The 25,329-nt window shown below is 68.6% G+C and carries 23 protein-coding genes; 10 read left to right on the forward strand and 13 right to left on the reverse strand.

What is annotated here, in order from left to right; all coding sequences use genetic code 11:
* Position 1 precedes the first annotated feature (1 nt).
* The 3 genes from secD to ACAM42_RS32750 form a co-directional block, all read right to left on the reverse strand.
* Complete coding sequence (gene secD / locus ACAM42_RS32740; RefSeq protein WP_062478237.1) at positions 2–1,885, reverse strand: protein translocase subunit SecD; 1,884 nt, start codon at positions 1,883–1,885, stop codon at positions 2–4.
* 89 nt (positions 1,886–1,974) lie between these two features.
* On the reverse strand, positions 1,975–2,310 hold the full coding sequence (gene yajC, locus ACAM42_RS32745; protein ID WP_062478234.1) for a preprotein translocase subunit YajC: 336 nt from the start codon (positions 2,308–2,310) through the stop codon (positions 1,975–1,977).
* Between the two features lie 258 nt (positions 2,311–2,568).
* A complete protein-coding gene (locus ACAM42_RS32750) occupies positions 2,569–6,180 on the reverse strand; it encodes an indolepyruvate ferredoxin oxidoreductase family protein (protein WP_369630628.1) in 3,612 nt (1,203 codons plus the stop codon).
* Between the two features lie 179 nt (positions 6,181–6,359).
* Between ACAM42_RS32750 and ACAM42_RS32755 the strand changes: the two genes are divergently transcribed.
* Entirely contained in the window at positions 6,360–6,836 is a 477-nt protein-coding gene (locus ACAM42_RS32755) for an Lrp/AsnC family transcriptional regulator (protein ID WP_062478228.1), read from the forward strand.
* Positions 6,837–6,918: 82 nt separating this feature from the next.
* Here the strand turns inward: ACAM42_RS32755 and ACAM42_RS32760 are convergent, their stop codons facing one another.
* The 4 genes from ACAM42_RS32760 to ACAM42_RS32775 form a co-directional block, all read right to left on the reverse strand.
* Positions 6,919–7,278 carry a hypothetical protein gene (locus ACAM42_RS32760; protein ID WP_307695214.1) on the reverse strand — a complete coding sequence of 120 codons (360 nt, stop codon included), beginning with the start codon at positions 7,276–7,278 and terminating at the stop codon, positions 6,919–6,921.
* Positions 7,279–7,375: 97 nt separating this feature from the next.
* Entirely contained in the window at positions 7,376–7,765 is a 390-nt protein-coding gene (locus ACAM42_RS32765; RefSeq protein ID WP_369630629.1) for a roadblock/LC7 domain-containing protein, read from the reverse strand.
* Entirely contained in the window at positions 7,762–8,304 is a 543-nt protein-coding gene (locus ACAM42_RS32770) for an ATP/GTP-binding protein (protein ID WP_070063237.1), read from the reverse strand. Before ACAM42_RS32770 ends, ACAM42_RS32765 begins: the two co-directional genes overlap by 4 nt.
* Positions 8,305–8,317: 13 nt before the next feature.
* Complete coding sequence (locus tag ACAM42_RS32775) at positions 8,318–8,941, reverse strand: hypothetical protein (protein WP_369630630.1); 624 nt, start codon at positions 8,939–8,941, stop codon at positions 8,318–8,320.
* Between the two features lie 200 nt (positions 8,942–9,141).
* Between ACAM42_RS32775 and ACAM42_RS32780 the strand changes: the two genes are divergently transcribed.
* From ACAM42_RS32780 to ACAM42_RS32795, 4 genes are all read left to right on the forward strand, one after another.
* The gene (locus tag ACAM42_RS32780; RefSeq protein ID WP_369630631.1) at positions 9,142–9,864 is read left to right on the forward strand and encodes a hypothetical protein; all 723 of its coding nucleotides are present in this window, start codon (positions 9,142–9,144) and stop codon (positions 9,862–9,864) included.
* Between the two features lie 81 nt (positions 9,865–9,945).
* Entirely contained in the window at positions 9,946–10,704 is a 759-nt protein-coding gene (locus ACAM42_RS32785; protein WP_062479619.1) for a basic amino acid ABC transporter substrate-binding protein, read from the forward strand.
* 93 nt (positions 10,705–10,797) lie between these two features.
* Positions 10,798–11,568, forward strand: a complete 771-nt coding sequence (locus tag ACAM42_RS32790; RefSeq protein WP_070063241.1) for an amino acid ABC transporter permease — start codon at positions 10,798–10,800, stop codon at positions 11,566–11,568.
* 30 nt (positions 11,569–11,598) lie between these two features.
* Positions 11,599–13,224 carry an MFS transporter gene (locus ACAM42_RS32795; RefSeq protein WP_369630632.1) on the forward strand — a complete coding sequence of 542 codons (1,626 nt, stop codon included), beginning with the start codon at positions 11,599–11,601 and terminating at the stop codon, positions 13,222–13,224.
* 9 nt (positions 13,225–13,233) lie between these two features.
* On the opposite strand, the gene ACAM42_RS32800 is transcribed toward ACAM42_RS32795, so the two are convergent.
* Genes ACAM42_RS32800 through ACAM42_RS32825 form a run of 6 tightly spaced genes read right to left on the reverse strand, consistent with a single transcriptional unit; the run spans position 13,234 to position 18,416 of the window.
* A complete protein-coding gene (locus ACAM42_RS32800) occupies positions 13,234–13,563 on the reverse strand; it encodes a cytochrome C oxidase subunit IV family protein (RefSeq protein WP_369630633.1) in 330 nt (109 codons plus the stop codon).
* Between the two features lie 8 nt (positions 13,564–13,571).
* On the reverse strand, positions 13,572–14,264 hold the full coding sequence (locus ACAM42_RS32805) for a heme-copper oxidase subunit III family protein (RefSeq protein ID WP_369630634.1): 693 nt from the start codon (positions 14,262–14,264) through the stop codon (positions 13,572–13,574).
* A gap of 11 nt (positions 14,265–14,275) precedes the next feature.
* Positions 14,276–14,893 (reverse strand): bb3-type cytochrome oxidase subunit III, encoded by a 618-nt coding sequence (locus ACAM42_RS32810; RefSeq protein WP_369630635.1) that lies wholly within the window; start codon positions 14,891–14,893, stop codon positions 14,276–14,278.
* Positions 14,890–16,677 (reverse strand): cbb3-type cytochrome c oxidase subunit I, encoded by a 1,788-nt coding sequence (locus ACAM42_RS32815; RefSeq protein WP_369630636.1) that lies wholly within the window; start codon positions 16,675–16,677, stop codon positions 14,890–14,892. The genes ACAM42_RS32810 and ACAM42_RS32815 overlap by 4 nt, the downstream gene beginning before the upstream one ends.
* Complete coding sequence (locus ACAM42_RS32820; protein WP_369630637.1) at positions 16,674–17,843, reverse strand: c-type cytochrome; 1,170 nt, start codon at positions 17,841–17,843, stop codon at positions 16,674–16,676. The genes ACAM42_RS32815 and ACAM42_RS32820 overlap by 4 nt, the downstream gene beginning before the upstream one ends.
* Before the next feature lie 57 nt (positions 17,844–17,900).
* Entirely contained in the window at positions 17,901–18,416 is a 516-nt protein-coding gene (locus tag ACAM42_RS32825) for a hypothetical protein (RefSeq protein WP_062479635.1), read from the reverse strand.
* Between the two features lie 201 nt (positions 18,417–18,617).
* On the opposite strand from ACAM42_RS32825, the gene ACAM42_RS32830 reads away from it, so the two are divergent.
* The 5 genes from ACAM42_RS32830 (at position 18,618) to ACAM42_RS32850 (ending at position 25,283) form a co-directional block, all read left to right on the forward strand.
* Positions 18,618–21,236: an autotransporter outer membrane beta-barrel domain-containing protein gene (locus tag ACAM42_RS32830; RefSeq protein ID WP_307582200.1), complete on the forward strand. Its 2,619-nt coding sequence runs from the start codon at positions 18,618–18,620 to the stop codon at positions 21,234–21,236.
* 170 nt (positions 21,237–21,406) lie between these two features.
* Positions 21,407–22,228 carry a creatininase family protein gene (locus ACAM42_RS32835; RefSeq protein ID WP_307582202.1) on the forward strand — a complete coding sequence of 274 codons (822 nt, stop codon included), beginning with the start codon at positions 21,407–21,409 and terminating at the stop codon, positions 22,226–22,228.
* A 14-nt stretch (positions 22,229–22,242) separates the two neighbouring features.
* Positions 22,243–23,052, forward strand: coding sequence for an ABC transporter ATP-binding protein (locus tag ACAM42_RS32840; RefSeq protein WP_062479639.1), 810 nt, complete (start codon positions 22,243–22,245; stop codon positions 23,050–23,052).
* Positions 23,030–23,914, forward strand: coding sequence for an ABC transporter permease (locus tag ACAM42_RS32845; RefSeq protein WP_216360118.1), 885 nt, complete (start codon positions 23,030–23,032; stop codon positions 23,912–23,914). Before ACAM42_RS32840 ends, ACAM42_RS32845 begins: the two co-directional genes overlap by 23 nt.
* Complete coding sequence (locus ACAM42_RS32850) at positions 23,886–25,283, forward strand: FAD-binding oxidoreductase (protein WP_369630638.1); 1,398 nt, start codon at positions 23,886–23,888, stop codon at positions 25,281–25,283. Before ACAM42_RS32845 ends, ACAM42_RS32850 begins: the two co-directional genes overlap by 29 nt.
* Positions 25,284–25,329 lie beyond the last annotated feature (46 nt).

A 25,329-nucleotide genomic window follows, 5' to 3' on the forward strand; every position in this document is an offset into this window, starting at 1 on the left:
GTTACTTGGTGTCGACCACGGCCGTGCCGTCGGTCTTGGGCCGCCAGACGGTGCCGATCGACACAGACTTGAGCTTCTTCTTCTGGCCGTACCAGAAGTTCACGAGGCCACGCGAGAAGAACACGGCGGAGAACATCGAGGTGACGATGCCGATGCAGTGCACCACCGCGAAGCCGCGCACCGGGCCCGAGCCGAAGGCCAGCAGCGCAATGCCCGCGATCAGCGTGGTCACGTTGGAGTCGAGAATCGTGCCCCAGGCGCGGTCGTAGCCCGCGTGGATGGCGGCCTGCGGCGAGGCGCCGTTGCGCAGCTCTTCGCGCACGCGCTCGTTGATCAGCACGTTGGAGTCGATGGCCACGCCGATGGCCAGCGCCATGGCCGCGATGCCGGGCAGCGTGAGCGTGGCCTGCAACATCGACAGGATGGCGACCAGCAGCATCAGGTTCACGGCCAGCGCGATCGACGAGAACAGGCCGAACAGCGCGTAGTAGGCACACATGAAGACCATGATGGCCAGGAAGCCGTACATCACGCTCTTGAAGCCTTTTTCGATGTTGTCGGCGCCGAGCGTCGGGCCGATCGTGCGCTCCTGGATGATCTCCATGGGCGCGGCCAGCGAGCCGGCGCGCAGCAGCAGGGCCAGGTCGCTCGCTTCGGCCACCGTCATCGAACCCGAGACCTGGAAGCGGTTGCCCAGTTCGCCGTTGATCGACGGGGCCGTGAGCACTTCGCCCTTGCCCTTCTCGAAGATCAGCATGGCCATGCGCTTCTTGTAGTTCTCGCGGCTGACGTCGCGCATGATGCGACCGCCCTTGGCGTCCATGGTCAGGTCGACCTTGGGCTGGTTGCTCTGCTGGTCGAAGCCGGGCTGGGCGTCGGTGAGGTTCTCGCCGGTGACGAGCACCTGCTTCTTCACGATCACCGGGCGGCCACCGCGGTCGAGGAATTTCTCGGAGCCGAAGGGCACGGGCGCGCCGCTCAACTCGGCCGCGCGGCCTTCGGCGCTTTCGTCGACCATGCGCATTTCGAGCGTGGCGGTGCGGCCCAGGATTTCCTTGGCCTTGGCCGTGTCCTGCACGCCGGGCAGCTGCACGACGATGCGGTCCAGGCCCTGCTGCTGGATCACGGGCTCGGCCACGCCGAGTTCGTTGATCCGGTTGTGCAGGGTCGTGATGTTCTGCTTGAGCGCGGCGTCCTGCAGGCGGCGGGCCGCCTCGGGCTTGATGGTGGCGGTCAGGCGCCAGTTGGTGCCATCTTGCGTGTCGGTGGTGCTGAGGTCGGGGAACTGGTCCACGATCAGGCGCTTGGCGGTCTCCAGCGAGGCCGCGTCGCGGAACGTCACCTCGACGGTCTGGCCGTTGCGGCTGACCTGGGTGCCGCGGATGCTCTTGTCGCGGAAGGTGGTGCGCAGGTCGCTCGCGAACGATTCGGCCTTCTTGTCGATGGCGCCCTTCATGTCGACCTGCAGCAGGAAGTCGACGCCGCCGCGCAGGTCCAGGCCCAGGTACATCGGGAACGCATGCAGCGACGTGAGCCACTTGGGCGAACGCGACAGCAGGTTCAGCGCCACCGTGTAGGGCGGGTCGCTGGCGTCGGGCACCAGGGCGCGCTGCACGACGTCGCGCGCCTTGAGCTGGTCGTCGGTGGTGGTGAAGCGGGCGCGCAGCGAGCCGGCGTCCAGCGTCACCAGGTCGGGCGTCAGGCCGGCCGCCTTCAGCGCCTCCTCGACCCGGGTCTGGGTGGCGGCATCGACCTTGACGGTCGTCTTGGCCGCGGACACCTGCACCGCGGGTGCCTCGCCGAAGAAATTGGGCAGGGCGTAGATGAGCCCCACGAGCAGCACGATCACGATGATCGTGTACTTCCAGACCGGGTAACGGTTCATGAGAAGGCGCTTTTCACAAGCGTTTCAGAAATGGAACACGGCGTGACTTGGGGCCCTGCGCCCTGAAGCGCAAGGTTCAGCTCACGCTTTTATTGCTTGACGGCGCCCTTGGGCAGCACCTGGACCACCGCGCTGCGCTGGATCTTGATCTCCACGCCGTTGGCGATTTCCAGGCCGAGGTACTGGTCGTTCAGCGAGGTGATCTTGCCGAGCACGCCGCCGGCCGTGGCGACTTCGTCACCCTTGGCCAGGGCTTCGATCATGGCGCGGGCCTCTTTCTGGCGCTTCATTTGCGGGCGGATCATGACGAAATACAGCACCACGAACATCAGCACCAGCGGCAGCATGCTGCCCAGCGAAGACAACATGTCGCCACCACCGGCGGCTGCGGGCGCGGTTTGAGCGAAAGCAGAGGAAATGAACAAGAGAGTCTCCAGCAGAGGGAAGAGAGAAGAAAAAGACTTCAGATGCGCGGGCCGGGCCCGCGGTTCCGCGCCCACGAGGGATGCGGGCCGCAAGTCAAAGGCTCGGCGGGGGAGGCCGCGCGCAGTCGGGCATTGTATTCGGCGCGGATGGCCGTTTCGCGCCCTTATCCGGCGCACCCCCGAGGGCTTTCAGCTATCGTTTAAATAGCAAAGAGCGCCGCAGGGGCGCTCTTTGTCAGGGGAAACGGGCCTGGCGGATCAGGCCGCTGCGCGCTGCGCCTGGGGGTTGCGCCACTTGCCCATCAGTTCGGTCCAGCGGGTGCGGGCCGCCGCGAGGTTGCGCTCCTTGACGTGGCCGTAGCCGCGGATCTGCTCGGGCAGGCTCGCGATCTCCAGCGCCAGCGCGTGGTTGTCGGCGCGCAGGCCCTTGAGCACTTCCTCGATGCTGGCGCGGTACTCGCCGATGAGGGCTCGCTCGGTCTTGCGCTCTTCGGTGCGGCCGAAGACATCGAGCGCCGTGCCGCGCAGGCCCTTGAGCTTCGCCAGGAAGCGGAAGCCCGTGAGCATCCAGGGGCCGAACTTCTGCTTCTGCAGCTGGCCCTTGGTGTTCTTCTTGGCCAGCAGCGGCGGCGCCAGGTGGTAGTTGAGCTTGTAGTCGCCTTCGAACATGCCCTCGACGCGATCGAGGAAGGTGCGGTCGGTGTGCAGGCGGGCGACTTCGTACTCGTCCTTGTAGGCCATGAGCTTGAACAGGTAGCGCGCCACCGTTTCGGCCAGTCCTGTGCTCTTGCCGACGGCCGACTCGACCTGCTGCACGCGGCCGACGAAGGCCTTGTATTCCTCTGCGTAGGCGGCGTTCTGGTAGCCGGTCAGGAACTCGGCGCGACGAGCGACGAGGGCCTCGACCGTCTCGCGCTTCTTGAACTCGATGACCTGGCCCGGGCGCACGCGCTTTTGCAGCTCGTCGGGACGCACGGCGGCCTGGCGGCCCCACTCGAAGGCGGTCTTGTTGTTCTCGATGGCCACGGCATTCAGCTCGATGGCGCGCATCAGCGACTCGTGCGCCAGCGGCACCCAGCCCCTTTGCCAGGCGTAGCCCAGGATCATCGGGTTGACGTAGATGGTGTCGCCCATCAGCGCGGTGGCGGCGGCATCGGCGTCGAAGGCGCCCAGGCCGTCGATGCCCACGGCGCGCGCAATTTCAGCGGCGCAGGCGTCTTCGGGGTTCTGCCAGTTGGCGTTGCGCACGAAGGCGGCCGTGGGCGCGCTGTGGCTGTTGAGCGCCACGTGCGTGCGCCCTTCGCGCATGCGCGCCATGGTCTCGGCGTTGATCGTGACCAGCGGGTCGCAGGCCAGGATCAGGTCGGCCGCCGCGGTGCCCACGCGGGTGGTGCGGATGTCGTCCTGCGTGTCGCCGATGAGCACGTGGCTCCAGGTGGCGCCGCCCTTTTGCGCCAGGCCCGCCGCGTCCTGCGTGACGATGCCCTTGGCCTCGATGTGCGCGGCCATGCCCAGCAGCTGGCCGATGGTGATCACGCCGGTGCCGCCGACGCCCGCCACCACCACGCCCCAGACCTTGCCGCCCGCGAGCGACGGAATGGCGGGCTCGGCCAGCAGGCCGAACTCGGCCGGCGTGGCCGCCTTGTTCTTGCCCTTCTTCTTGAGCTGGCCGCCCTCGACGGTCACGAAGCTCGGGCAGAAGCCCTTCAGGCAGCTCATGTCCTTGTTGCAGCTGCTCTGGTTGATGGTGCGCTTGCGGCCGAACTCGGTCTCCAGCGGCTCCACCGAGAGGCAGTTGCTCTGCACGCTGCAGTCGCCGCAGCCTTCGCAGACCAGCTCGTTGATGACCACGCGCTTGGCCGGATCGACGGCCGTGCCGCGCTTGCGGCGGCGGCGCTTCTCGGTCGCGCAGGTCTGGTCGTAGATGATGGCCGTGGTGCCGGCCATGGCGCGGAACTCGCGCTGGATGTCGTCGAGCAGGTCGCGGTGCTTCACCTGCACGTGGTCGCCCGGAATGCTCACGCCCTCGTACTTCTCGGGCTCGTCGGTGACGATGACGACCTTCTTCGTGCCCTCGGCATGCAGGCTTTCTGCAATCTGCAGCACCGAGTGGCCCTCGGGGCGCTCGCCCACGGTCTGGCCGCCGGTCATGGCGACCGCGTCGTTGTAGAGGATCTTGTAGGTGATGTTCACGCCCGCCGCGATGCTCTGGCGAATCGCCAGCAGGCCGCTATGGAAGTACGTACCGTCGCCCAGGTTCGCGAAGATGTGCTGGTCGGTCGTGAAGGGCTGCTGGCCGACCCATGGCACGCCCTCGCCGCCCATCTGCGTGAAGCCGATGGTGGAGCGGTCCATCCAGGTCGCCATGAAGTGGCAGCCGATGCCGCCCATCGCGCGCGAACCTTCGGGCACGACGGTGCTGGTGTTGTGCGGGCAGCCCGAGCAGAACCAGGGCTGGCGCGTGGCGTCGGCCACGCTGGTGGAGGCCTGCTGCACCACCATCGCGCGTTCCTTGGCCTCCAGGATGGCCAGCTGCGCGTCGATGCGGGCGGCCATGTCGGCGCCGGCGGCAGCCAGCAGGCCCGTCTTCTTCAGGCGCCCGGCGATGGCCTTGGCGATGAGCGCCGGGTTCAGGTCGGCGTTGGCGCGCAGCAGCGTGTGCGAGGTCGGGTTGGGCATCGACCATTCGCCGCCGGAGTAGCCGTCGTCCGTGGAGCTGGCGCCTTCGTCGAACTTGCCGACCACGTTGGGGCGCACGTCGGAGCGCCAGTTGTAGAGCTCTTCCTTGAGCTGGTATTCGATGACCTGACGCTTCTCCTCGACCACCAGGATTTCCTGCAGGCCGGTGGCGAATTCGCGCGTGAGCTGCGCTTCGAGCGGCCACACCACGCCCACCTTGTGCAGGCGGATGCCCAGCTGGCGGCAGGCCGCGTCGTCCAGGCCCAGGTCGATGAGCGCCTGGCGCGTGTCGTTGTAGGCCTTGCCGCTGGCCATGATGCCGAAGCGGTCGTTCGGGCCTTCGATCACGTTGTGGTTCAGGCGGTTGGCGCGGATGTAGGCCAGCGCGGCGTACCACTTGTAGTGCATGAGCCGGGCTTCCTGCTCCAGCGCATGGTCGGGCCAGCGGATGTGCAGGCCGCCGGGCGGCATCTCGAAGTCGGTGGGAATGACGATGTCGACGCGCTCGGGGTCGATCATGGCCGTGGCGCTGGACTCGACGATCTCCTGGATCGTCTTCATGCCCGACCACACGCCCGAGAAGCGGCTCAGCGCGAAGGCGTGGATGCCCAGGTCCAGGATTTCCTGCACGTTGGCCGGGAAGAACACCGGCGTGCCGCAGGCCTTGAAGATGTGGTCGCTCTGGTGCGCGGCCGTGCTGCTCTTGGAGATGTGGTCGTCGCCCGCCACCGCGATCACGCCGCCCCAGGCGGTGGTGCCGGCCATGTTGGCGTGCTTGAAGACGTCGGAACAGCGGTCCACGCCCGGGCCCTTGCCGTACCAGATGCCGAAGACGCCGTCGAACTTGTTGGTGCCCTGGGGCGAAAAGCCCAGCTGCTGCGTGCCCCACAGCGCCGTGGCCGCGAGCTCTTCGTTCACGCCGGGCTGGAAGACGATGTTCTGTTCCTTGAGGAACTTGCTGGCCTTCCACAGCGCCTGGTCGTAGCCACCGAGCGGGGAGCCGCGGTAGCCGCTGATGAAGCCGGCGGTGTTCTTGCCGACCTGCTTGTCGCGCAGGCGCTGCAGCATCGGCAGCTTGACCAGGGCCTGCACGCCGCTCATGAAGGCGCGGCCGTAATCGAGGCTGTATTTGTCGTCGAGCGTGACGGTTTCTAGCGCGCGGCGAATGTGCTCGGGCAGCGGGGCGTTCATGTGGTCTGTCTCCGTGTGGCAGGGCTTTGTGGGCCTGGCTGAATTGGCGGTGGGTCTGTGCCCGGTAGGGCGCAAGCCCATGGTGACGCAAAGTGTATGCCGGGGTCCGCGACAGGTGTTTGCGTTTTTTGCTTCGAAAAAACGACTTTCAGAAAGAATCTTGCTTAACATCCACCCCTATGGAAAGCATTGACAAGTTCGACCTCGCTATCCTGCAAGAACTGCAGACCGATGGCCGCCTCACGAACGCCGAATTGGCGCAGCGCGTGGGCCTGTCGGCGGCGCCCTGCTGGCGCCGCGTGCGCGCGCTGGAAGACGCCGGCTTCATCAAGGGCTACCGCGCCGAGATCGACCGCCACAAGATCGGACTGGGCGTGCTCGCTTTCGTGCGCGTGGACACCGAGCGCGTGACCCACGAAGCCACGCGCAAGCTCGAGGACGCGATCCGCAAGATGCCCGAGGTGGTGGCCTGCCACTACATCAGCGGCACCGGCACCTTCGAGCTGCAGGTGGTGGCGCAGGACCTGAACGGCTTCTCGGCCTTCGCGCGGCAGAACCTCATGAACCTGCCGAACGTGAAGGACCTGCACACCAGCTTCTCGCTGGGCGAGGTGAAGGCCAACAGCGCGCTGCCGCTGGGGCACCTGGCGAAGTAGCCGCCCCACAAAAGAAAAAGGCCGCCTCCCGCGAGGGAGCCGGCCCGTCCATCCGCCCGAGGGCGGTGCACCTTCTATCTGGTTAGAAGGTGATGTCCTTCTCGACGTCCTGCAGCTTGCGGCGCGCCAGCGCCAGGTTCGACTTCGCCTTGTCGAGCACGAAGTAGATGAACACGCCTTCCTTCTGCGCCATCGGGCGCAGCAGGTGGTACTGCTTGCCCAGCGTGATGAGGATGTCTTCGATGGTGTCGCTCAGGCCCAGCGCGCGCATCGTCTTGAGCTTGGCGCGCATCACTTCGGTGTTGCCGGCGGCGGCCACTTCGAGGTCCACGCCGGTGCCGGCGGCGCCCAGCATCATGCCGCTGGCGGAGTCGACCACGGCAGCGCACAGGGCGCCGTCGGCGGTCAGGAGGGTGTCGAGGCTGGTCTGGATCGAGGCCATGTCAGTAAGTCCTGTGAGTGAAATTCATGCGAATGAAAAAAGAGGGTGGAGACGTCGCATGCCAATCCGTCCCCGCCCGTGAATTCGTGGATAGGGTCTAGAACTGCGGCGCCTCGAGCGCCCGCACGCAGGCCGCCGTGCGGTACATCGCCTGCGCGAGCACCGCGTCGGCGTCGGCGATGACGTTCACCACCAGCGAGGTCTCGCCGCTGTGCACCGGGCTGACGAGCGCAAAGCCGTTGTCGGTCGCGACCGTGATGCAGGTGCAGCGGCCCAGGCGCGCCTCCTGCGACACCACCGCGCCGATGGCGGCGATCGAGCTGGCCATGGCGGCGATGCGCGCGGGCTCGACGTCGCGTCGCGCAACGCTCGCGATCTCGAAGCCGTCGGGCGTGGCGATCACCACCGAAGCGATGCCGCTCACCTCGTCGAGCACGCGACGGGCCTCGACCGCAGCGCGCAGCTTCAGGGCGTGGGGAATCTTCATGGCGCGGCCTCCTCGTCGAGCACTTCGATCTGCATCAGCAGCGTCTCGATCAGCGCGACCACGTCGTCCTTGCGGCGCGGGTCGACCGCCAGCAGCGGCAGCACCAGCCCGCGCGCCGCCAGCGCCTGCGCGTAGTCGTCCAGCGTGGGGGTGGGGTGCGACGGCAGGCGGCTCACGCCCACGGCGCAGGGCATGCGCTCGAGCGCGCCGGCGAAGCCGTCCAGGTACTGGGCCAGGTCGGCCATGGGGTCGGGGCGGCTGTTGTCCAGCAGGATCGCCAGGCCCAGCGCGTCGCGCACCAGGATCTTCCACATGAAGTCGAAGCGGCTCTGGCCCGGCGTGCCGTACAGGCGCAGCCGGTCGCCGTTGTCCAGCGTCACCTGGCCGAAGTCGAGCCCCACCGTGGTGGTGGCCTTGGCGACCGAGGTGTCGGCGTTGGCGACCTCGGTGGCGATCGGCGCGGTCTCGCTGATGGCCGCGATGGCCGTGGTCTTGCCCACGCCCATCGGGCCCGTGAAGACGAGCTTGAAGTCCCTCATGCCGGCGCCCTGCTCAGGCCAGCCCGAGGCGTCGGCGGATGCGCGAGAGCAACCCCCGCTTGTGCTGCGCGGCCTCGCCGCCGGCACTGGCCCCCGAGGGGCGCGGCGCGCGGGCTTCCTCCGACCAGGTCAGCGCGCCTTCTTCCTCCAGCAGGCCGAGGAAGGTGCTGCACTCCTGCACGTCGATGCGGCCCAGCACGCTGAGGCTTTCGGCCGACTGCGCGCTCTTGGACAGGGCCGCCGCCAGCCGCACGTAGATCGGATGGCGCTGCAGGGTCACCTGCGAGGGCCAGCGGATCAGCGAGGCCCGCGCGCGGATCGAGCGCACCATGGCGCGCGCCGCGTCGCCCGAGGCCCCGCTGGGCGCAACCTGGTTGAGCAGCGCGACCAGCTCTTCCGCGTAGATGGGGCGCGCCAGCGTGCGGCGCGCGGGCGCGGCCGCCACGGCCTCGCCGCGCGCCACCATCGGCACCACGAAGCGCGCGGCCGGCGTCTGCCGCTCGGCGGCGGGCGCATCGCCGTCCACCAGCAACAGGTCGCAGGGCTGCGACTCGCTGACTGTCCACAACGACCGGAGATTGGAGCTGAGGCGAACGATGATCCGCAGGAGCTCGACCTCGACCTGAGGGAGCCCCATGACGCCCAAAACCAATGGCATACCTTCTTCCCTGAGCAATTGTTCTTAATAGTTCCTTATTGTTATATGTGTTAACTAATTGATGCGTTGTGTATCGAGTCGATGCCCAAATTTGGACACGCACCGAGAAGTAACGCACACGCTGGGAGCGCCGAGCCGGCGGCGCGGCCCTTCGCGAGACCTCTGGGACACTGGGGCCCATGAATTCCGAAGAAGCTGGCCCACGGGCCCTGTCGCACCTGCACACCCTGGGCCTGCTGACCGACGCCGAACACGCGCAGGCGCTCGCGCACCCCGACCTGCCGGACACGCCGCTGCGCACCCCGAGCGAAGCGCTGGGCTGGGTGGCCGCCAAGGGCATCGTCGCGGCGGAGGCCCTGCCCGGCCTGCGCGCCCGCGCCACCCCCGACGCGCAAGACGAGGCGCACCGCACCGTGGCGAACGCCGTGGCCATGGTCAGCGGCCAGGCGCCGGCCTGGGTGCTGCTCGAGATCAGCCTCATGGCGAACCGCCTGGAAGATGGCGTGACCGATGACGCGCTCGACCGGCTCCAAGCGCTGCAGCTGATCGACCCCGCGCAGCACGCACAGGCCCTCGGCCTGCTGCCCGCACAGGAACCCGAATGGGCAGCGCCCGCCTCGCCGGCCGCCACGCTCGCCTGGGCCGTGCGCACCGGCGTGCTGACGCCCGCGCAACTGCAGGCCCTCGCATCGCCGATGTCCGCGGTCTCGCCGGAAGGCCGGCAGGTCGTGGCCGACGCGCTCGTCCGCACGGAGCGCAGCAGTGGCGGGCGCACGAAGACCGTGCGCACCCACAGCGTGACGTGGAGCTCCACGGGCGCCTCCGGCTCGCCCCGCGCGGGCAAGGTGATCGCTGTCGTGGCCGTGGTGGCCGTCGCGCTCTACCTCCTGTTCGCCCGGTAGGCGGCAAGGGGTCCCGATAGCGACCGCCTAAAATGCTCGCCCACCGCTTCCCGCCGGGCGGCAAAGACACAAGGACCCCGAATGAACTCTCTACGCCGTGCCCTGGCCCTCGGCCTCGCTGCCGCCACGCTCGCCTTCGGTGCCCAGGCCCAGAACCGCGAACTCACCGTGGCCTCCAGCGCCACCTACGCGCCGTTTGCCTTCGAGAACAAGGACAAGCAGATCGTCGGCTTCGACATCGACATCATCAACGCCATCGCCAAGCAGCAGGGCCTGAAGATCAAGATCGTCAACACGCCCTTCACCGGCATCTTCGGCGCGCTGAACAACGGCGACGTCGACCTCGTGATCTCGGGCGTCACCATCAACGAGAAGCGCAAGCAGAGCTACGACTTCACGCCGCCGTACTTTGCGGCCCGCCAGCTGATCGCGCTGCCGAAGAACAGCACCGTGGCCTCGCTGAAGGACCTCACGGGCAAGAAGATCGCCGTGGTCAGCGCCTCCACCGCCGACGACATCGCCTCGCGCGAGTTCGGCAAGACCAGCCCCAACATCCGCCGCTTCGAGAGCACGCCGCTCATCATTTCCGAGCTGGCCGGCGGCGGCGTCGATGCCGCCATGGGTGACAACGGCGTGATCGCCTACCGCGTGGCGCAGCACCCCGAGCTGAAGACGCTGGACGACAAGTCCTTCCCCGAAGAGGGCTTCGGCATCGTCGTGAAGAAGGGCGACAAGGCGCTGCTGGACAAGCTCAGCGCCGGCCTGGCGGCCATCCGCGCCGACGGCAGCTACGTGACGATCTACAAGAAGTGGTTCAACAAGGACCCCAACGTGCGCTGAGCCGCACGGCAATTTCCTGAACACGGCCGCCCTCACGCGGCCGTTTCGTTTTTCCGCTGACCGACAGATAGACAGAGAGTTGAGGACGCAAGCATGGAACAACCAGTGCTGCTTTTCGGATGGTTCCGCTGGGACATCCTCGTGGAATACAAGGACCTGTTCTGGCAGGGCGCCTGGATGACGCTGCGCATGACCGTGGTCTGCGTGCTGCTGGGCGCGAGCTGGGGCCTATGCCTGGCGCTGGCGCGGCTGGCGCAGGCGCGCCACGCACCGTGGACCTGGGTCACGCGCCTGCTGCTGCGCTGGCCCGCCACGGTGTACGTGAGCTTCTTCCGGGGCACGCCGCTGTTCGTGCAGATCCTGCTCATTCACTTCGCGGTGATGCCGGTGTTCATCCACCCGAGCACGGGCATCCTGATCGACGGCGAGCTGGCGCGCACGCTCAAGCAGGAGCACGGCGCCCTCATCTCCGGCGTGGTCGCGCTCACGCTGAACTCGGCGGCCTACATCTCCGAAGTGTTCCGCGCCGGCATCCAGTCGATCTCGCGCGGGCAGTTCGACGCCGGCCGCTCGCTGGGCCTGAGCCCCGCGCAGGTGATGCGCTACGTGGTGCTGCCGCAGGCCTTTCGCCGCATGCTGCCGCCGCTGGGCAACAACGCGATCGCGCTGCTCAAGGACACCTCGCTGGTGTCGGCCATCGGCCTGGCCGAGCTGGCCTACGCCGCGCGCACCGTGGCCGGCGCCTATGCGCGCTACTGGGAGCCGTACCTGGCGATCTCGGTGGTGTACTGGGTGATGACGCTCGTTCTCACGACCTTGCTGCGCCGCCTGGAACACCGTCTCGCACGCAGCGACCGGGGCTAGGCGCGCCGCCTCGCGCCACAATAGCGCGACATGCCGCCCATATCCCCCGAAGAGACACCCCTCCCGCCGGCCCGGCCGCAGCCCTCGAACCTCGCGGCGCTCGAGCCCCTGAAGCTCCCCGTGTTCCGCATGCTGTGGAGCACCTGGCTCATCGCCAACATCTGCATGTGGATGAACGACGTGGCGGCGGCGTGGATGATGACCTCGCTGACCACCTCGCCGATCTGGGTCGCGCTGGTGCAGTCGGCCTCCACCCTGCCGGTGTTCCTGCTCGGTCTTCCGAGCGGCGCGCTGGCCGACATCCTCGATCGCCGGCGCTGGCTGGTGGCCACGCAGTTCTGGCTGGCCGGCACCGCCGTGGTGCTGTGCGCCGCCATCGCGCTCGACGTGATGACCGCGCCGCTGCTGCTGGCGCTCACCTTCGCCAACGGCATCGGGCTGGCGCTGCGCTGGCCGGTGTTCTCGGCCATCGTGCCCGAGCTGGTGCCGCGCCAACAGCTGCCGGCGGCGCTGGGCCTGAACGGCATCGCCATGAACGCCTCGCGCATCGTCGGCCCGCTCACGGCCGGCATGCTGATCGCCAGCGCGGGCAGCGTGTGGGTGTTCGCGCTCAACGCGGTGCTGTCGGTGGCCTCGGGCTTCGTGGTGCTGCGCTGGCGCCGCGAGCACACGCCCAACCCGCTGGGGCGCGAGAAGCTCATCAGCGCGATGCGCGTGGGCGTGCAGTTCGTGCGCCAGTCGCAGCGCATGCGGGCGGTGCTCACGCGCGTGTCGCTCTTCTTCTTCCATTCGACGGCGCTGCTGGCGCTGCTGCCGCTGCTGGCACGCAACCTCCAGGGCGGCGGCGCCGGCACCTTCACGCTGCTGCTGGCCGCCATGGGCACGGGCGCGATCATCGCGGTGCTCTTCTTGCCGCGGCTGCGCCAGGCGCTCGGGCGCGACCAGCTGGTGCTGCGCGGCGCCATGCTGCAGTCGGCCGCCACGGCCGTGATGGCCGTGGCGGCCAACGCCTGGGTCGCGGTGCCGGCGATGTTCTTCGGCGGCATGGCATGGATCACGGTGGCCAACTCGCTGTCGGTGTCGGCCCAGCTGGCGCTGCCCGACTGGGTGCGCGCGCGCGGCATGTCGACCTACCAGATGGCGATCATGGGCGCGAGCGCGATCGGCGCGGCGCTGTGGGGCCAGGTGGCCACCGTCACGTCGCTGAAGCTGAGCCTGGCCATCGCCGCCGTGAGCGGCACGCTGCTGATGCTCGCGGCCATGCGCTGGGTGACCGACGTGAGCGGCGAGGACGACGTGCGCCCCGCCCAGGCCGGCTGGGCCACCGGCCCGCCGGCCGAGGCGCCGCAGGAAGACGGCCGCGTGGTGATCACGGTCGAATACCTCATCGACCCGTCGCGCGCCGCGGCCTTCCACCTCGTGATGCAGCAGACCCGGCGCGCGCGCCTGGGCCAGGGCGCGATCGGCTGGGAGCTGCTGCACGACATCGCGCAGCCCGAGCGCTACGTGGAGCAGATCGTCGACGAGTCGTGGACCGACCACCTGCGCCGCTTCAACCGCGCCACCGCCGCCGACATGGCGCTGCGCGAGCGCCGGCTGGCCTTCCACCTCGGCGAGTCGCCGCCGGTGATCACGCGCTTCGTGGTGCGGCGCTGAGCCGGGCCGTCAGCGGAAGAACGCCAGCCGCGCGAGGAAGGTGTGGTCGGCCTCCGCCGCCATCAGTCCGACCAGCACCAGAAGGCACAGCGGCGGCAGCAGGATCGCGTAGACCAGCGCCATCCGCTCCCAGGCCATGTGCATGAAGACCGCGACGATGAGCCCGGCCTTCAGCAGCATGAAGACGATGATCAGGCCCCAGCGCAGGTAGCCCTGCACATGGAAGTAGTCGACCATGTACGACATTGCGCTGAGCACGAACAGGAGCCCCCAGATCTTCAGGTACAGGCCGATCGGGTGCTGCTGGCCGGTGGTGGCGTGGGTGTTGGTGGTGTTCATGGCGGTCCTCACCAGAGATAGAACAGCGCGAAGATGAAGACCCACACCAAGTCGACGAAGTGCCAGTACAGGCCCACGATCTCGACCACCTGGTAGTTGCCGGCCTTGTCGTAGTCGCCGCGCATCAGCTTGAAGGCCACCGCGAACAGCAGCACCACGCCGGCCGACACGTGCAGCCCGTGGAAGCCCGTGATCATGAAGAAGGCCGCGCCGAACTGCGCCGCGCCCATCGGGTTGCCCCAGGGCCGCACGCCCTCCTCGAGGATCAGCTTGGACCACTCGAAGGCCTGCATGCCCACGAAGAGCTCGCCGAAGGTGGCGGTCACGAGCATCAGCGTGGCGGCGTTCACGCGGTCGCCGCGGTAGGCGAAGTTGACCGCCATCGCCATCGTTCCGCTGCTGCTGATGAGCACGAAGGTCATGATCGCGATCAGCAAAAGCGGCACGTCGGCCCCGCCCACGTGCAGCGCGAACACCTCGCTCGGATTCGGCCAGGCCACGGTGGTCGAGACACGCACCGTCATGTAGCCCGTGAGGAAGCAGCTGAAGATGAAGATGTCGCTCAGCAGGAAGATCCACATCATGGCCTTGCCCCATGAGACGTGGAAGGCCTGACGGTCGGACGACCAGTCGGCCACCAGGCCGCGCCAGCCGCTCGCGGCGACGGCGGAGCCGGTGAGGGTTGCGGTGCTGGAGTTCATGCGAAGCCTCCTCACGCCGTGCCGCAGAGGACGCGCGCCACCTCCGGCGTCACCCACCCCAGCAGCGCGAACAGCGCCAGCCACACGGCCAGCATGAAGTGCCAGTAGCGCGCGCACAGCGCGATGCGCCATCCGGCGCGGGCGGGATCGGCCCACGCGACGCGCGCCGCCATCGCCCACCCGACCAGCCCGCCCGCCAGGTGCAGCCCGTGCATGGCGGTCAGCAGGTAGAAGAAGCTGCCCGACGGGTTGCCCGCCGGCAGCACCTGCGCGTGCGCCATCGCGGCCCAGGCCCACAGCTGCACGCCGAGGAAACCCACGGCGCACAGGCCGCCGGCCAGCAGCAGGCGGCGCATGCGCGCCGGGTCCATGCGGCGCGAGGCGGCTTCCAACGCCACGCTGCCCGCCGCCAGCAGCGCCGAGCTGAGCCACACCTGCCACGGCAGCGCGAGCGCGACCGCGTCGCCGCTGCTCATGCGCATCACGTAGGCCACGGTGAACAGGGAGAAGAGCGCGGTGACCACGCCCATGAAGACCCACAGGCCGATGCCGGCGGCGCTCGCGTGCGCGTCGCGCAGCCGCACGTCGCGGGGCAGGCCGCGCAGGCGCAGGGCGGCGTCCGCGTTCATGCCGGTGCTCCGCGCGCGCCGCTCACGGGCACGTCGTCCTTGTCGTCGCTCGCCAGCGGCGGTGCGTTCTGCGCGATGAAGTCTTCCGCCGCGCCCGGCACGCCGTAGGCATAGGCCCAGCGGTACGCCACGGGCAGCCGCGGCCCCCAGTTGCCGTGGCCGGGCGGCGTCTCGGGCGTCTGCCATTCGAGCGAGGCAGCGCGCCACGGGTTGGCGCCGGCCGGCCGGCCGCGCCAGGCGCTCCAGGCCAGGTTGACGATGAAGAGCAGCTGCGCCGCGCCGACCACCAACGCGACCACAGTGATGAATTCATTCAGGCTGAAGGCCGACGGCGGGATGAACTTGTAGCCGTCGAAGTTGTAGTAGCGCCGCGGCATGCCCAGCACACCGAGGTAGTGCATCGGGAAATAGATCGCGTAGGTGCCCAGGAAGGTGATCCAGAAATGCAGCCGCCCGATCCGGTCGTCCAGCATGCGCCCGGTGATCTTGGGGAACCAGTGGTAGATGCCGCCGAACACCACCAACAGCGGCGCCACGCCCATCACCATGTGGAAGTGCGCCACCACGAAGTAGGTGCCCGACAGCGGGATGTCCACGCTCACGTTGCCCAGGAAGAGGCCCGTGAGCCCGCCGATGACGAAGGTGCACACGAAGGCCAGCGCGAACAGCATCGGCACCGACAGGTGGATGTCGCCGCGCCACAGCGTGAGCAGCCAGTTGTAGACCTTGATCGCGGTGGGCACCGCGATGACCAGCGTGGTGGTGGCGAAGAAGAAGCCGAAGTACGGATTCATGCCGCTCACGAACATGTGGTGCGCCCACACCACCACGCTGAGCCCGCCGATGGCCACGATGGCCCACACCATCGTGCGGTAGCCGAAGATGCGCTTGCGCGCGTGCACGCTGATGAGGTCCGACACGATGCCGAAGGCCGGCAGCGCCACGATGTAGACCTCGGGGTGGCCGAAGAACCAGAACAGGTGCTGGAACAGCAGCGGGCTGCCGCCCTTGTGGCCCGACAGCTGCCCCATCGACACCAGCGCCGGCATGAAGAAGCTGGTACCCACCGTGCGGTCCAGCAGCAGCATCACGCCGCTGACGAACAGCGCCGGAAAACCCAGCAGCGCCAGCACCGTGGCCACGAAGATGCCCCACACCGTGAGCGGCATGCGCAGCAGCGTCATGCCCCGGCAGCGCGCCTGCAGCACGGTGGTCGCGTAGTTCAGCCCGCCCATGGTGGTGGCCACGATGAAGATCAGCAGCGACACCAGCATCAGCACGATGCCGCCGCCGTGGCCCGGCGTGCCGGGCAGGATCGACTGCGGTGGGTACAGCGTCCAGCCCGCGCCGGTGGGGCCGCCCGCGACGAAGAAGCTCGCCATCAGCACCACCACCGACAGCAGGTAGACCCAGAAGCTCAGCATGTTGAGGTAAGGGAACACCATGTCGCGCGCCCCCACCATGAGCGGGATCAGGTAGTTGCCGAAGCCGCCGAGGAACAGCGCCGTGAGCAGGTAGATCACCATGATCATTCCGTGCATGGTCACGAACTGGTAGTAGCGCTCGGCGTTGATGAACTCGAACTGACCCGGGAACCCGAGCTGCAGCCGCATCAGGTTGGACAGCACCAGCCCGACCACGCCCACCGCGATGGCGGTGCAGGCGTACTGCACGGCGATCACCTTGTGGTCCTGGCTCCAGACGTAGCGGCGCAGGAAGCCCTGCGGCGCCGCGTGACCGGCGTCGTCGTGCTCGTCGTCTTGAGTGAGCGCAGAAGAAGTCATCGCGCGGCCTTCTGTTCGGTGGCAGCCTGCGCCGGCGGGCTGCCCAGACTCTGGATGTAGGCCACCAGCGCGGCCAGTTCCTCGTCGCTCAGGTCGATCTTCGGCATCACCGGCGGGAAGCCCTTCACGTGGCGCGCCTGCGGGTCGCGGATGAAGCTGCGCAGGTAGGCCTCGTCGACCAGCGCCGTGCTGCCGTCGGCCATCGACTCGTTCTTGCCGTACAGGCCCTTCCAGGTCGGTCCGACGCGTGTGCTGCCGTCGATGGTGTGGCAGGCCACGCAGCCCTTGGTGTCGGCCAGCGCGCGGCCCTGGTCGACGCGGCCGCCACCGCCGGCCGGTGCCTGGGCAGCCTGCGCCGCCTGGGCCGCTTGCGCCAACTGCATCGCGCCGAAGGTCGGCAGCGCCGTGCGCCAGGCGTCGTAGGCCGCCGCGTCCTCCACCACCACGAAGCCGCGCATGTTCGGATGCCCAACGCCGCACAGCTGCGCGCACAGCGCCTCGTAGCGGCCCGCGACGGTGGGCGTGAACCAGAAGCGGCTGACCTGCCCCGGCACGATGTTCATGCGCGCGCGGATGGGCGGCACGAAGAAGTCGTGCAGCACGTCGTGGGAGCGCATCAGCACCAGCACCGGCTGGCCGATCGGCAGGTGCACCTCGTCGCCGGGAACCAGCAGGTCGTCCAGCCCCGCCGCGTCGGCCGGGTCGAGCCCGAAGGGGTTGGCGGCGCTGACGAAGCGCGCGTCGGTCGCGCCCAGCTTGCCGTCTGCGCCGGGCAGGCGAAAGCGCCACTGCCACTGCTGGCCCAGCACCTCGAGCACGCGCGCGTCATGCGGCGTGCGCACGTAGTTCGCGTACACCACGAGCCCGGGCGCCAGCAGCGCCATGATGCCGACGGTGGTGCCGCCGATGAGCCAGCGCTCCAGCGTGCGGCTCTCGGGCGCATGCGGCGCCACGCGGCGCCCCTCGCGGTGGCGAAAGCGCACCACGGTGTAGGCGAGGAACAGGTTGATGACGACGAAGAACAGGCCCGTGATGAGCAGCGTGATGGTCAGCGTGTCGTCCATGCGCTGCCAGTTGGAGGCCAGCGGCGTCGTCCACCACGGATTGACGGCGTGGAACGCCACCGAGGCCACCACGATGAGCAACAGGACGACGGCGATGGTCATGTGCTGCGCTCCCTGGGGTGGCCATCGTGGGTTCCGGGAGTCGCATGCGCGGCGGCTTCAGCGGATCGCCGGGATCCGCGGCTCTTCGCCCTCGAAGCGGGCCTCGGGGTGCGTGGCCTCCAGCATCGCCTCGACCTCGCGCACGCGCGACGGCGGCAGGTCGACCATCAACAGGACCTGGCCCTGCGCGATGGCGCTCTCGAAGCGCGCCAGCCGCGGGCTCGGGATCGACACGCCGACCATGGTGGCCGACCATGCGCCCACCACGCCGCCCAGCAGCGCCAGGCCCACGGCCACGGCCCATTCGGGCTCGTCGCCGAACACAGGGAACAGCAGCGCGGCCAGCAGCCCGACGACCACGCCGCAGGCGGTGCCGAGCACCCAGCCGGTCTTGGCGGCGTGAACGAGGTCGGAGGTCTGCCAGACGTTGGCCGCATGGAGCCCGGCCATGTCCTGGCCTTCGCGTGCGGCGAAATGCAGGTGCGCGATGTCGACACGCGCCTGCAGCAGATCGTGCATGGCCTGCCTGGCACTCGCCAGGTCCGGCAACAGCCAATAGATGCGTCTTTTCACGGCGCCTCCTTTCCGTCTTGCGACGAGCAAGAGACCATGCTTGAGTTATAGGCTCAACAAGGGCCGCATTCAAGTCGACGCGCCATCGGGACCGACCCGGTGAGTACGGAAGTTCGTCGGTTTCCAGAAGGGCAATTGCACTGAATAATCCGCCGCTCCAGGCCCCCACGGCCTCATGAAAAACAAGAAGGAGCAGACGACATGCGCATGGAGCGAGGCCCCCGGTTTTCCCACTTTTCTCGGTTTTCTTTTCCCCGCCGTCATCCGGCATCCCCCCTTCCCTGGCTCGCGGCCGCCCTTGCAGGGCTCGCAGGCGGCGCCGCGCACGCGGCCTGCGGCCCCACCGCCACGCCGGTCACCGGCGACACGGTGGTCTGCGACGGCACCACGACCGTATCGCCCAGCGTGATCGCCACGCCGGGCAGCACCGGCGTCACCATCACCGTGAACAGCGGCGCCACGCTGACCACCAACGCCACGCAGGCGCTGCTGGTGCGCGATGCGAGCACCATCACCAACAACGGCACGATCACGGTGTCGGGCGGCTCGGGCTCGGCGCGCGCGGCGATGGTCGCCACGGGCAACGACAACACGCTGACCAACAACGGCACCCTGAGCACCACGAGCAGCGGCACCGCGGGCATCCTGGTGACGTCGAACAGCAGCACGCGCACCCTCATCACCAACAACGGCAGCATCGGCACCACGGGCCTCAGCTCGCACGGTATCTCGTTGCTGGGCCCGGGCAACACGGTGGTCAACAACGGCAGCATCTCGACCATCGGCACCTCGGCCAAGGGCGTGTACCTGCAGGGCGGCAACCTCGTGGCCAACCTGCTGGTGAACACCGGCAGCATCGCCACCACGGGCGCCAACTCGCCGGCGGGCGGCGCCGACGCGGTGCATGCGAACACGCTCGGCGGCAGCTTCTTCTCGCGCGTGGAGAACCGGGCCGGCGCCACGCTCTCGAGCGCCAACGGCTACGGCTACCGCGGCCAGAACGGCAACGACGTGATGGTCAACGCCGGCACCATCGAAGGCCACGGCGGCACCGCCAGCACCGACGCGATCTACATGGGCGCGCTCGGCAACGGCACGTTGATATTGCAGACCGGCTCGGTCATCAAGGGTGGCGCCGACGGCGGCGTCGGCAAGACGGCCAGCACCTTTCTCGAAGGCAGCGGCACGGTCGACAACGCCTTCCGCAACTTCCAGCACCTGACGATGCGCGGCACCGCGTGGTCGTGGCAGACCGACGCGAGCTTCTCGGATTCGATCCGCGTCGAGTCCGGCCGCTTCACCCTGCCCGCCACGCTGACCAGCCCGGTCATCGCGGTGTTGCCCGGCACCACCGTCGCCGGCACCGGCACCTTCGCGGGCAACGTCACCAACCAGGGCACGCTGCTGCCCGGCCCGAACGACGGCGTCGGTTTCGGCGCCTTCACGGTGCGCGGCAACTACGTGGGCGGCAGCGGCGCACTGCTGCAGGTCAACACCGTGCTGGCGGGCGACAACGCACCCTCGGACAAGCTGGTGATCGACGGCGGCGCGGCCACGGGGTCCACCGGCCTGCGCGTGGTGAACCGCGGCGGCCTGGGCGCGCCCACGCTGGCCGACGGCATCCTGGTGGTGCAGGCCGTCAACGGCGGCACCACGGCCGACCACGCGTTCTCGCTGACCCATGCGGTGGAGGCCGGGGCCTACAACTACCGGCTGTTCCGCGGCGGCGCGACAGGCAGCAACCGCGACAACTGGTACCTGCGCAACAACGGCTACCTCGTGGGCGGCACCGTGGTGGGCTCGCTGGAAGAAGCCGCCGAGGTGATCGCCGAGTCGGGCTCACCCGCGACGGTGGAGCAGGTCAAGCTCTACCGGCCCGAGGTGCCGCTGTACAGCGCCCTGCCGATCGCCGTGCGCCGCCTCGGGCTGGCGCAGCTGGGCACCTTCCACGACCGGCAGGGCGATGCGCAACTGCTCGCGGACGGTGAAGGCCGGCAGGCCTCGTGGGGCCGCGTGTTCGGCGAAAGCACGCGGCAGCGCCTGCGCGGCGATGCGAATCCGCAGTTCGACGGCAGCGTCAGCGGCCTGCAGCTGGGCCACGACTTTCTGGCGACCACCGACGGCGCGGGCGGACGCCACCGCGTCGGCGTGCTGGGCGGCTACACGCGGGCCAGCGGCCACGCGAGCGGCGTGGCCGGCGGCGCCACCAACGAGGCGGCCGGCCGGCTCACCGTCGAGGGCTACAGCCTGGGCGCCTACTGGACGCGCATCGCGCGCAGCGGCTGGTACAGCGACGCCGTGCTGCTGGCCACGCGCTACAAGGCCGATGCGCGCTCCACCTTGGGGCGCGGCGGCCGCCCGCACGGCACCAGCGTGACCGCATCGCTGGAGGCCGGCTACCCGCTGGCGCTGAGCGACACCGTCACGCTGCAGCCGCAGGTGCAGCTCATCTGGCAACGCAGTTCGCTCGACGACTTCGACGACGGCCTCGCGCGCGTGCGCTTCGAGCGCGACAACGCCGTCACCGGCCGGCTCGGCGCGCGGCTCGAAGGCCGCTTCGAGGCGGGCGGCGGCGTCTGGAAGCCCTACCTGAAGCTCAACCTGTGGCACACCTTCAGCGGCAGCAACTCCCTCTACTTCGGGCCGAGCGATCGGGTCGCCAACCGCCGCAACGCGAGCGCCCTCGAAGTGGGCGGCGGCATCGTCGGGCAGGTGAACAAGACGCTGTCGGTCTACGGCGGCCTGGCCTACACCAGCGCCATCGGCATCACCGAGCAGACCGGCGTGCAGGGGCAACTGGGGCTGCGCATGCGCTGGTGACCCCGGGGCGCCGGGCGCCCGGACGGCTCGACTTTTGACCGTCCGTGTAAATTTGATGGCATGCGGTTTGCTTGATAAATATCAACGGGTATCCACGGATAGCCAGTCTTTTTTGACCGTATGGATAATTTAGCCCATCATCCCGTCCGCCCGCCACGAGGTACACCCCGATGAATCACCCCCCCTTGCGCAGCCGCTTCTGGTCCGACCTGACCAGTGAAGAGTTCTCCCGCCTCGACCGCGAACGGCTGATCGCCGTGCTGCCGGTGGGGGCGACCGAACAGCACGGCCCCCATTTGCCGATGTCGACCGACACCGCCACCATCGACGGCATGGTGCGCGCCAGCCTGCCCTACCTGCCCGACGACCTGCCGGTGCTGTTCCTGCCCACCGTGCCCTACGGCAAGAGCAACGAGCACTCGCGCTACCCGGGCACGCTCACGGTGTCGGCCAACACGCTGATCTCGCTGTGGAAGGACGTCGGCGCCTGCGTCGCCAAGGCCGGCGTGCGCAAGCTGGTGCTCTACAACAGCCACGGCGGCCAGATGAGCGTCATGGACATCGTGGCGCGCGACCTGCGCGAAGAGCACGACATGATGGTCGTGGCCGCCAACTGGTACACGCTGGGCCTGCCCGAGGGCCTGTTCACCGCGCACGAAGGCAAGCACGGCATCCACGCCGGCGACCTCGAGAGCTCGGTGATGCTGCACCTCACGCCCGACTACGTGCGCCGCGACCAGTTCCAGAATTTCGGCTCCCTGACCGAACAGATGGCGGCCGAGAACAAGTTCCTGTCGATCACGCCCAGCGGCAAGCTCGGCTGGCAGATGCACGACATCAACCCGGCCGGCGCCGCCGGCGACGCCACCCGCGCCAGCGCCGAGAAGGGCGCCGCGGTGCTCGACCACGTGGGCCAACGCTTCGTCGAGCTGCTGCACGAGATCGACCGCTTCCCGCTCTCGCGCCTGGCCAACGTTCCGGCCTGGCGCTGACGCCAAGGAGTCCCATGGAAAGCACCACGCCATCCACGCCGCCCCTGGTCCGCCTGCGCAACGTCGGCAAGCGCTTTGCCAACGGCACGCTCGCCCTGCAGGGCATGACGCTCGACATCGGCGAGCACGACTTCGTCAGCTTCCTGGGCCCCTCGGGCTGCGGCAAGAGCACCGCGCTGCGGCTGATCGCCGGGCTCACGCGCATCAGCTCGGGCGACATGCAATGGTCGGGCGCCAACACCGGCAGCGCCAAGGACAGCAAGAGCGACCGCGACCTGGGCTTCGTGTTCCAGGAGCCCACGCTCATGCCCTGGACCAAGGTGTTCGACAACGTCTGGCTGCCGCTCAAGCTCGCGGGCATGAGCCGCGACGAAGCCGCGCCGGTGGTGCAGCACGTGCTGGAGCTGGTCGGCCTCTCTCGCTTTGCCGACGTGTACCCGCGCGAGCTCTCGGGCGGCATGAAGATGCGCGTGTCGATCGCGCGCGCGCTGGTCACGCACCCGCGCCTGCTGCTGATGGACGAGCCCTTTGCCGCGCTCGACGAGATGACGCGCATCAAGCTCAACAACGACCTGCTGGCCATCTGGCGCGAGCACCGCTTCTCGATCGTGTTCGTCACGCACAGCGTGTACGAGTCGGTCTACCTGTCGAACCGCATCGTCGTGATGGCGGCGCGCCCGGGCCGCGTGATCGACGAGATCGCCATTGACGAGCCCTACCCGCGCGGAGAAGCCTTCCGCACCTCCAGCCGCTACAACGCGCACTGCACGGCTGTTTCGCAATCTCTGCACGGAGCGCTCCATGGCCTCGACATCGACCATTGAAACCGTGATGCCCCTCGACACCAACGAAGCCACGCCGTCCGCCGAGACGCTGCGCGCGCACGAAGACAAGCTGCGCCGGCGCGAGGCCACGCTGCGCATCGTCGTGCCGGTCGTTATCGTCGCGGCGCTGCTGCTGGTGTGGGAGTGGATGGTGCGTGCCAACGACATCCCGCACTACATCCTGCCCGCGCCCTCGCTCATCCTGCGCACGCTGTTCGACAACTGGGGTTCGCTCTCGGGCGCGCTGTGGTTCACGGTGAAGCTCACGCTGCTGGCGCTGGGCGCCGCCATCGTCGGCGGCGTGCTGCTGGCGATTGCCTTCGCGCTGTTCAAGTGGGTGGAGATCGGCCTGTTCCCGATCGCCGTGATCCTGCAGGTGACGCCGATCATCGCGATCGCGCCGCTGATCCTGATCTACGTGTCGAGCACCACCGCGGCGCTGTTGCTGTGCGCGTGGATCGTGGCCTTCTTCCCGATTCTGTCGAACACCGTCATCGGCCTGAAGAGCGCCGACAGCAACCTGCGCGACCTGTTCCAGCTCTACAAGGCCTCGCCCTGGCAGACCTTCCGCTATCTGCTGGCGCCCAGCGCGCTGCCGTACTTCATGGCGGGCCTGAAGATCGCCGGCGGCCTGAGCCTGATCGGCGCGGTGGTGGCCGAGTTCACGGCCGGCACGGCGGGCAAGGAAACGGGGCTGGCCTCGCGCATCCTCGAGTCGAGCTTCCGCACCGAGATCCCGATGATGTTCGCGGCGCTGCTGCTGGTGTCGTTGCTGGGCATCGTGATCTTCATCGTGTTCGCCGCCCTGTCGCGCCTCGTGCTCGGCCACTGGCATGAAAGCGAAATGCGCCGTGAACGCTAGAACCCCGCTGTCCACCGTCGACTGGGATGCCGTGCGCGACGACCTGCGCGGCCTGAACGTGATCGCCACGCCCAGCCAGCGCAAGCAGCTGTCGAAGGACTTCTACTGGTACAGCCCGATCCTCACGGCGCAGCTCGCGGGCTGCGTGGCCGACCTCGTGGTCAAGGTCAGCACCGAGGACGACGTGCGCCAGGCCGCGGCCGTGGCCGCCAAATGGAAGCTGCCGCTCACCGTGCGCGCCGGCGGCACCGGCAACTACGGCCAGTGCGTGCCGCTCGAAGGCGGGCTCGTGCTCGACGTGACGCAGATGTGCCGCGTGCTCGACCTGGCCGAGGGCCGCATCCGCGTCGAGGCCGGCGCGCGCATGCACGACATCGACCTGGCCGCGCGCGAAACCGGGCAGGCGCTGCGCATGTGGCCCTCGACCTGGCACGTGGCCAGCATCGGCGGCTTCATCGCGGGCGGCTTCGGCGGCATCGGCTCGTTTCGCCACGGCATCCTGCGCGACCCCGGCAACCTGCTGCGCGCGCGCGTGATGACGGTGGAGCGCGAGCCGCGCGTCATCGAGCTGGTGGGCGACGAGATCCAGCAGGTGCACCATGCCTACGGCACCAACGGCGTGATCCTCGACGTGGAAGTAGCGCTGAGCCCGGCGGTCGACTGGGTGCACTGCACGGCGCTGTTCGACACCTACCGCGGCGCGCTCGACTTCGGCATCGCCGCGCAGGCGCCCTCGCTGGACATCTTCCTGCTGTCGACCGTGGAGGCGCGCTTCTCGCCCTACTACACGGCCATGGGCGATCGCTTTCCGCCCGATCGGCACGCGGTGTTCACCATGGTCTCGCCCGACTCCATGGCCGAGTTCCGCGCGCTCGCGGCGGCGCACGGCGGCACCCTGTCGGTGGCCGGCACCGAGGCCGAACTGCAGGTCGAGGGCCTGCCGCCGGCCTACGAGTGCGCCTTCAACCACACGACGCTGCAGGCGCTGAAGGCCGACCGCAGCTGGACCTACCTGCAGGTGGCCTACGCCCAGCCCTTCGACCCGGCCGTGGTCGAGCGCCACATGCAGATCTTCGGCGACGACGTGCTGCAGCACCAGGACTTCGCGCGCGCCAACGGCGAATGCGGCACCTTCGGCATCCTGCTCGTGCGCTGGAAGGGCGAGGCCCACCAGTACGAGGTGATGCGCGAGATCGAGTCGCAGGGCGGCGCGCAGATCTTCAACCCGCACGTCTTCACCATCGAGGACGGCGGCATGAAGACCATCGACACGCAGCAGATCGAGTTCAAGAAGCGCAGCGACCCGATGGGCCTGATGAACCCCGGCAAGACGCGCGGCTGGACGCCCGACATGGCCGTCGAGCGCTGAAAAACAATTAGTCTTCGCATCCCGTCCCCACCCCAACCTCCACAGG

The organism is Variovorax sp. V35 (genome assembly GCF_041154465.1).
Classification (GTDB): Bacteria; Pseudomonadota; Gammaproteobacteria; order Burkholderiales; family Burkholderiaceae_C; genus Variovorax; species Variovorax boronicumulans.

What these genes read in the sequence shown, in the direction of transcription:
- ACAM42_RS32800 (WP_369630633.1), bottom strand. Translation starts at nt 13,563, where the DNA reads ATGAACACCACCAACACCCACGCCACCACCGGCCAGCAGCACCCGATC.
- ACAM42_RS32810 (WP_369630635.1), bottom strand. Translation starts at nt 14,893, where the DNA reads ATGAACGCGGACGCCGCCCTGCGCCTGCGCGGCCTGCCCCGCGACGTG.
- ACAM42_RS32835 (WP_307582202.1), top strand. Translation starts at nt 21,407, where the DNA reads ATGAATCACCCCCCCTTGCGCAGCCGCTTCTGGTCCGACCTGACCAGT.
- ACAM42_RS32780 (WP_369630631.1), top strand. Translation starts at nt 9,142, where the DNA reads ATGAATTCCGAAGAAGCTGGCCCACGGGCCCTGTCGCACCTGCACACC.
- ACAM42_RS32850 (WP_369630638.1), top strand. Translation starts at nt 23,886, where the DNA reads ATGAAAGCGAAATGCGCCGTGAACGCTAGAACCCCGCTGTCCACCGTC.
- ACAM42_RS32805 (WP_369630634.1), bottom strand. Translation starts at nt 14,264, where the DNA reads ATGAACTCCAGCACCGCAACCCTCACCGGCTCCGCCGTCGCCGCGAGC.
- ACAM42_RS32775 (WP_369630630.1), bottom strand. Translation starts at nt 8,941, where the DNA reads ATGGGGCTCCCTCAGGTCGAGGTCGAGCTCCTGCGGATCATCGTTCGC.
- ACAM42_RS32755 (WP_062478228.1), top strand. Translation starts at nt 6,360, where the DNA reads ATGGAAAGCATTGACAAGTTCGACCTCGCTATCCTGCAAGAACTGCAG.
- ACAM42_RS32790 (WP_070063241.1), top strand. Translation starts at nt 10,798, where the DNA reads ATGGAACAACCAGTGCTGCTTTTCGGATGGTTCCGCTGGGACATCCTC.
- ACAM42_RS32760 (WP_307695214.1), bottom strand. Translation starts at nt 7,278, where the DNA reads ATGGCCTCGATCCAGACCAGCCTCGACACCCTCCTGACCGCCGACGGC.
- ACAM42_RS32830 (WP_307582200.1), top strand. Translation starts at nt 18,618, where the DNA reads ATGCGCATGGAGCGAGGCCCCCGGTTTTCCCACTTTTCTCGGTTTTCT.
- ACAM42_RS32795 (WP_369630632.1), top strand. Translation starts at nt 11,599, where the DNA reads ATGCCGCCCATATCCCCCGAAGAGACACCCCTCCCGCCGGCCCGGCCG.
- ACAM42_RS32815 (WP_369630636.1), bottom strand. Translation starts at nt 16,677, where the DNA reads ATGACTTCTTCTGCGCTCACTCAAGACGACGAGCACGACGACGCCGGT.
- secD (WP_062478237.1), bottom strand. Translation starts at nt 1,885, where the DNA reads ATGAACCGTTACCCGGTCTGGAAGTACACGATCATCGTGATCGTGCTG.
- ACAM42_RS32765 (WP_369630629.1), bottom strand. Translation starts at nt 7,765, where the DNA reads ATGAAGATTCCCCACGCCCTGAAGCTGCGCGCTGCGGTCGAGGCCCGT.
- ACAM42_RS32845 (WP_216360118.1), top strand. Translation starts at nt 23,030, where the DNA reads ATGGCCTCGACATCGACCATTGAAACCGTGATGCCCCTCGACACCAAC.
- ACAM42_RS32785 (WP_062479619.1), top strand. Translation starts at nt 9,946, where the DNA reads ATGAACTCTCTACGCCGTGCCCTGGCCCTCGGCCTCGCTGCCGCCACG.
- ACAM42_RS32750 (WP_369630628.1), bottom strand. Translation starts at nt 6,180, where the DNA reads ATGAACGCCCCGCTGCCCGAGCACATTCGCCGCGCGCTAGAAACCGTC.
- ACAM42_RS32770 (WP_070063237.1), bottom strand. Translation starts at nt 8,304, where the DNA reads ATGAGGGACTTCAAGCTCGTCTTCACGGGCCCGATGGGCGTGGGCAAG.
- ACAM42_RS32820 (WP_369630637.1), bottom strand. Translation starts at nt 17,843, where the DNA reads ATGACCATCGCCGTCGTCCTGTTGCTCATCGTGGTGGCCTCGGTGGCG.
- ACAM42_RS32840 (WP_062479639.1), top strand. Translation starts at nt 22,243, where the DNA reads ATGGAAAGCACCACGCCATCCACGCCGCCCCTGGTCCGCCTGCGCAAC.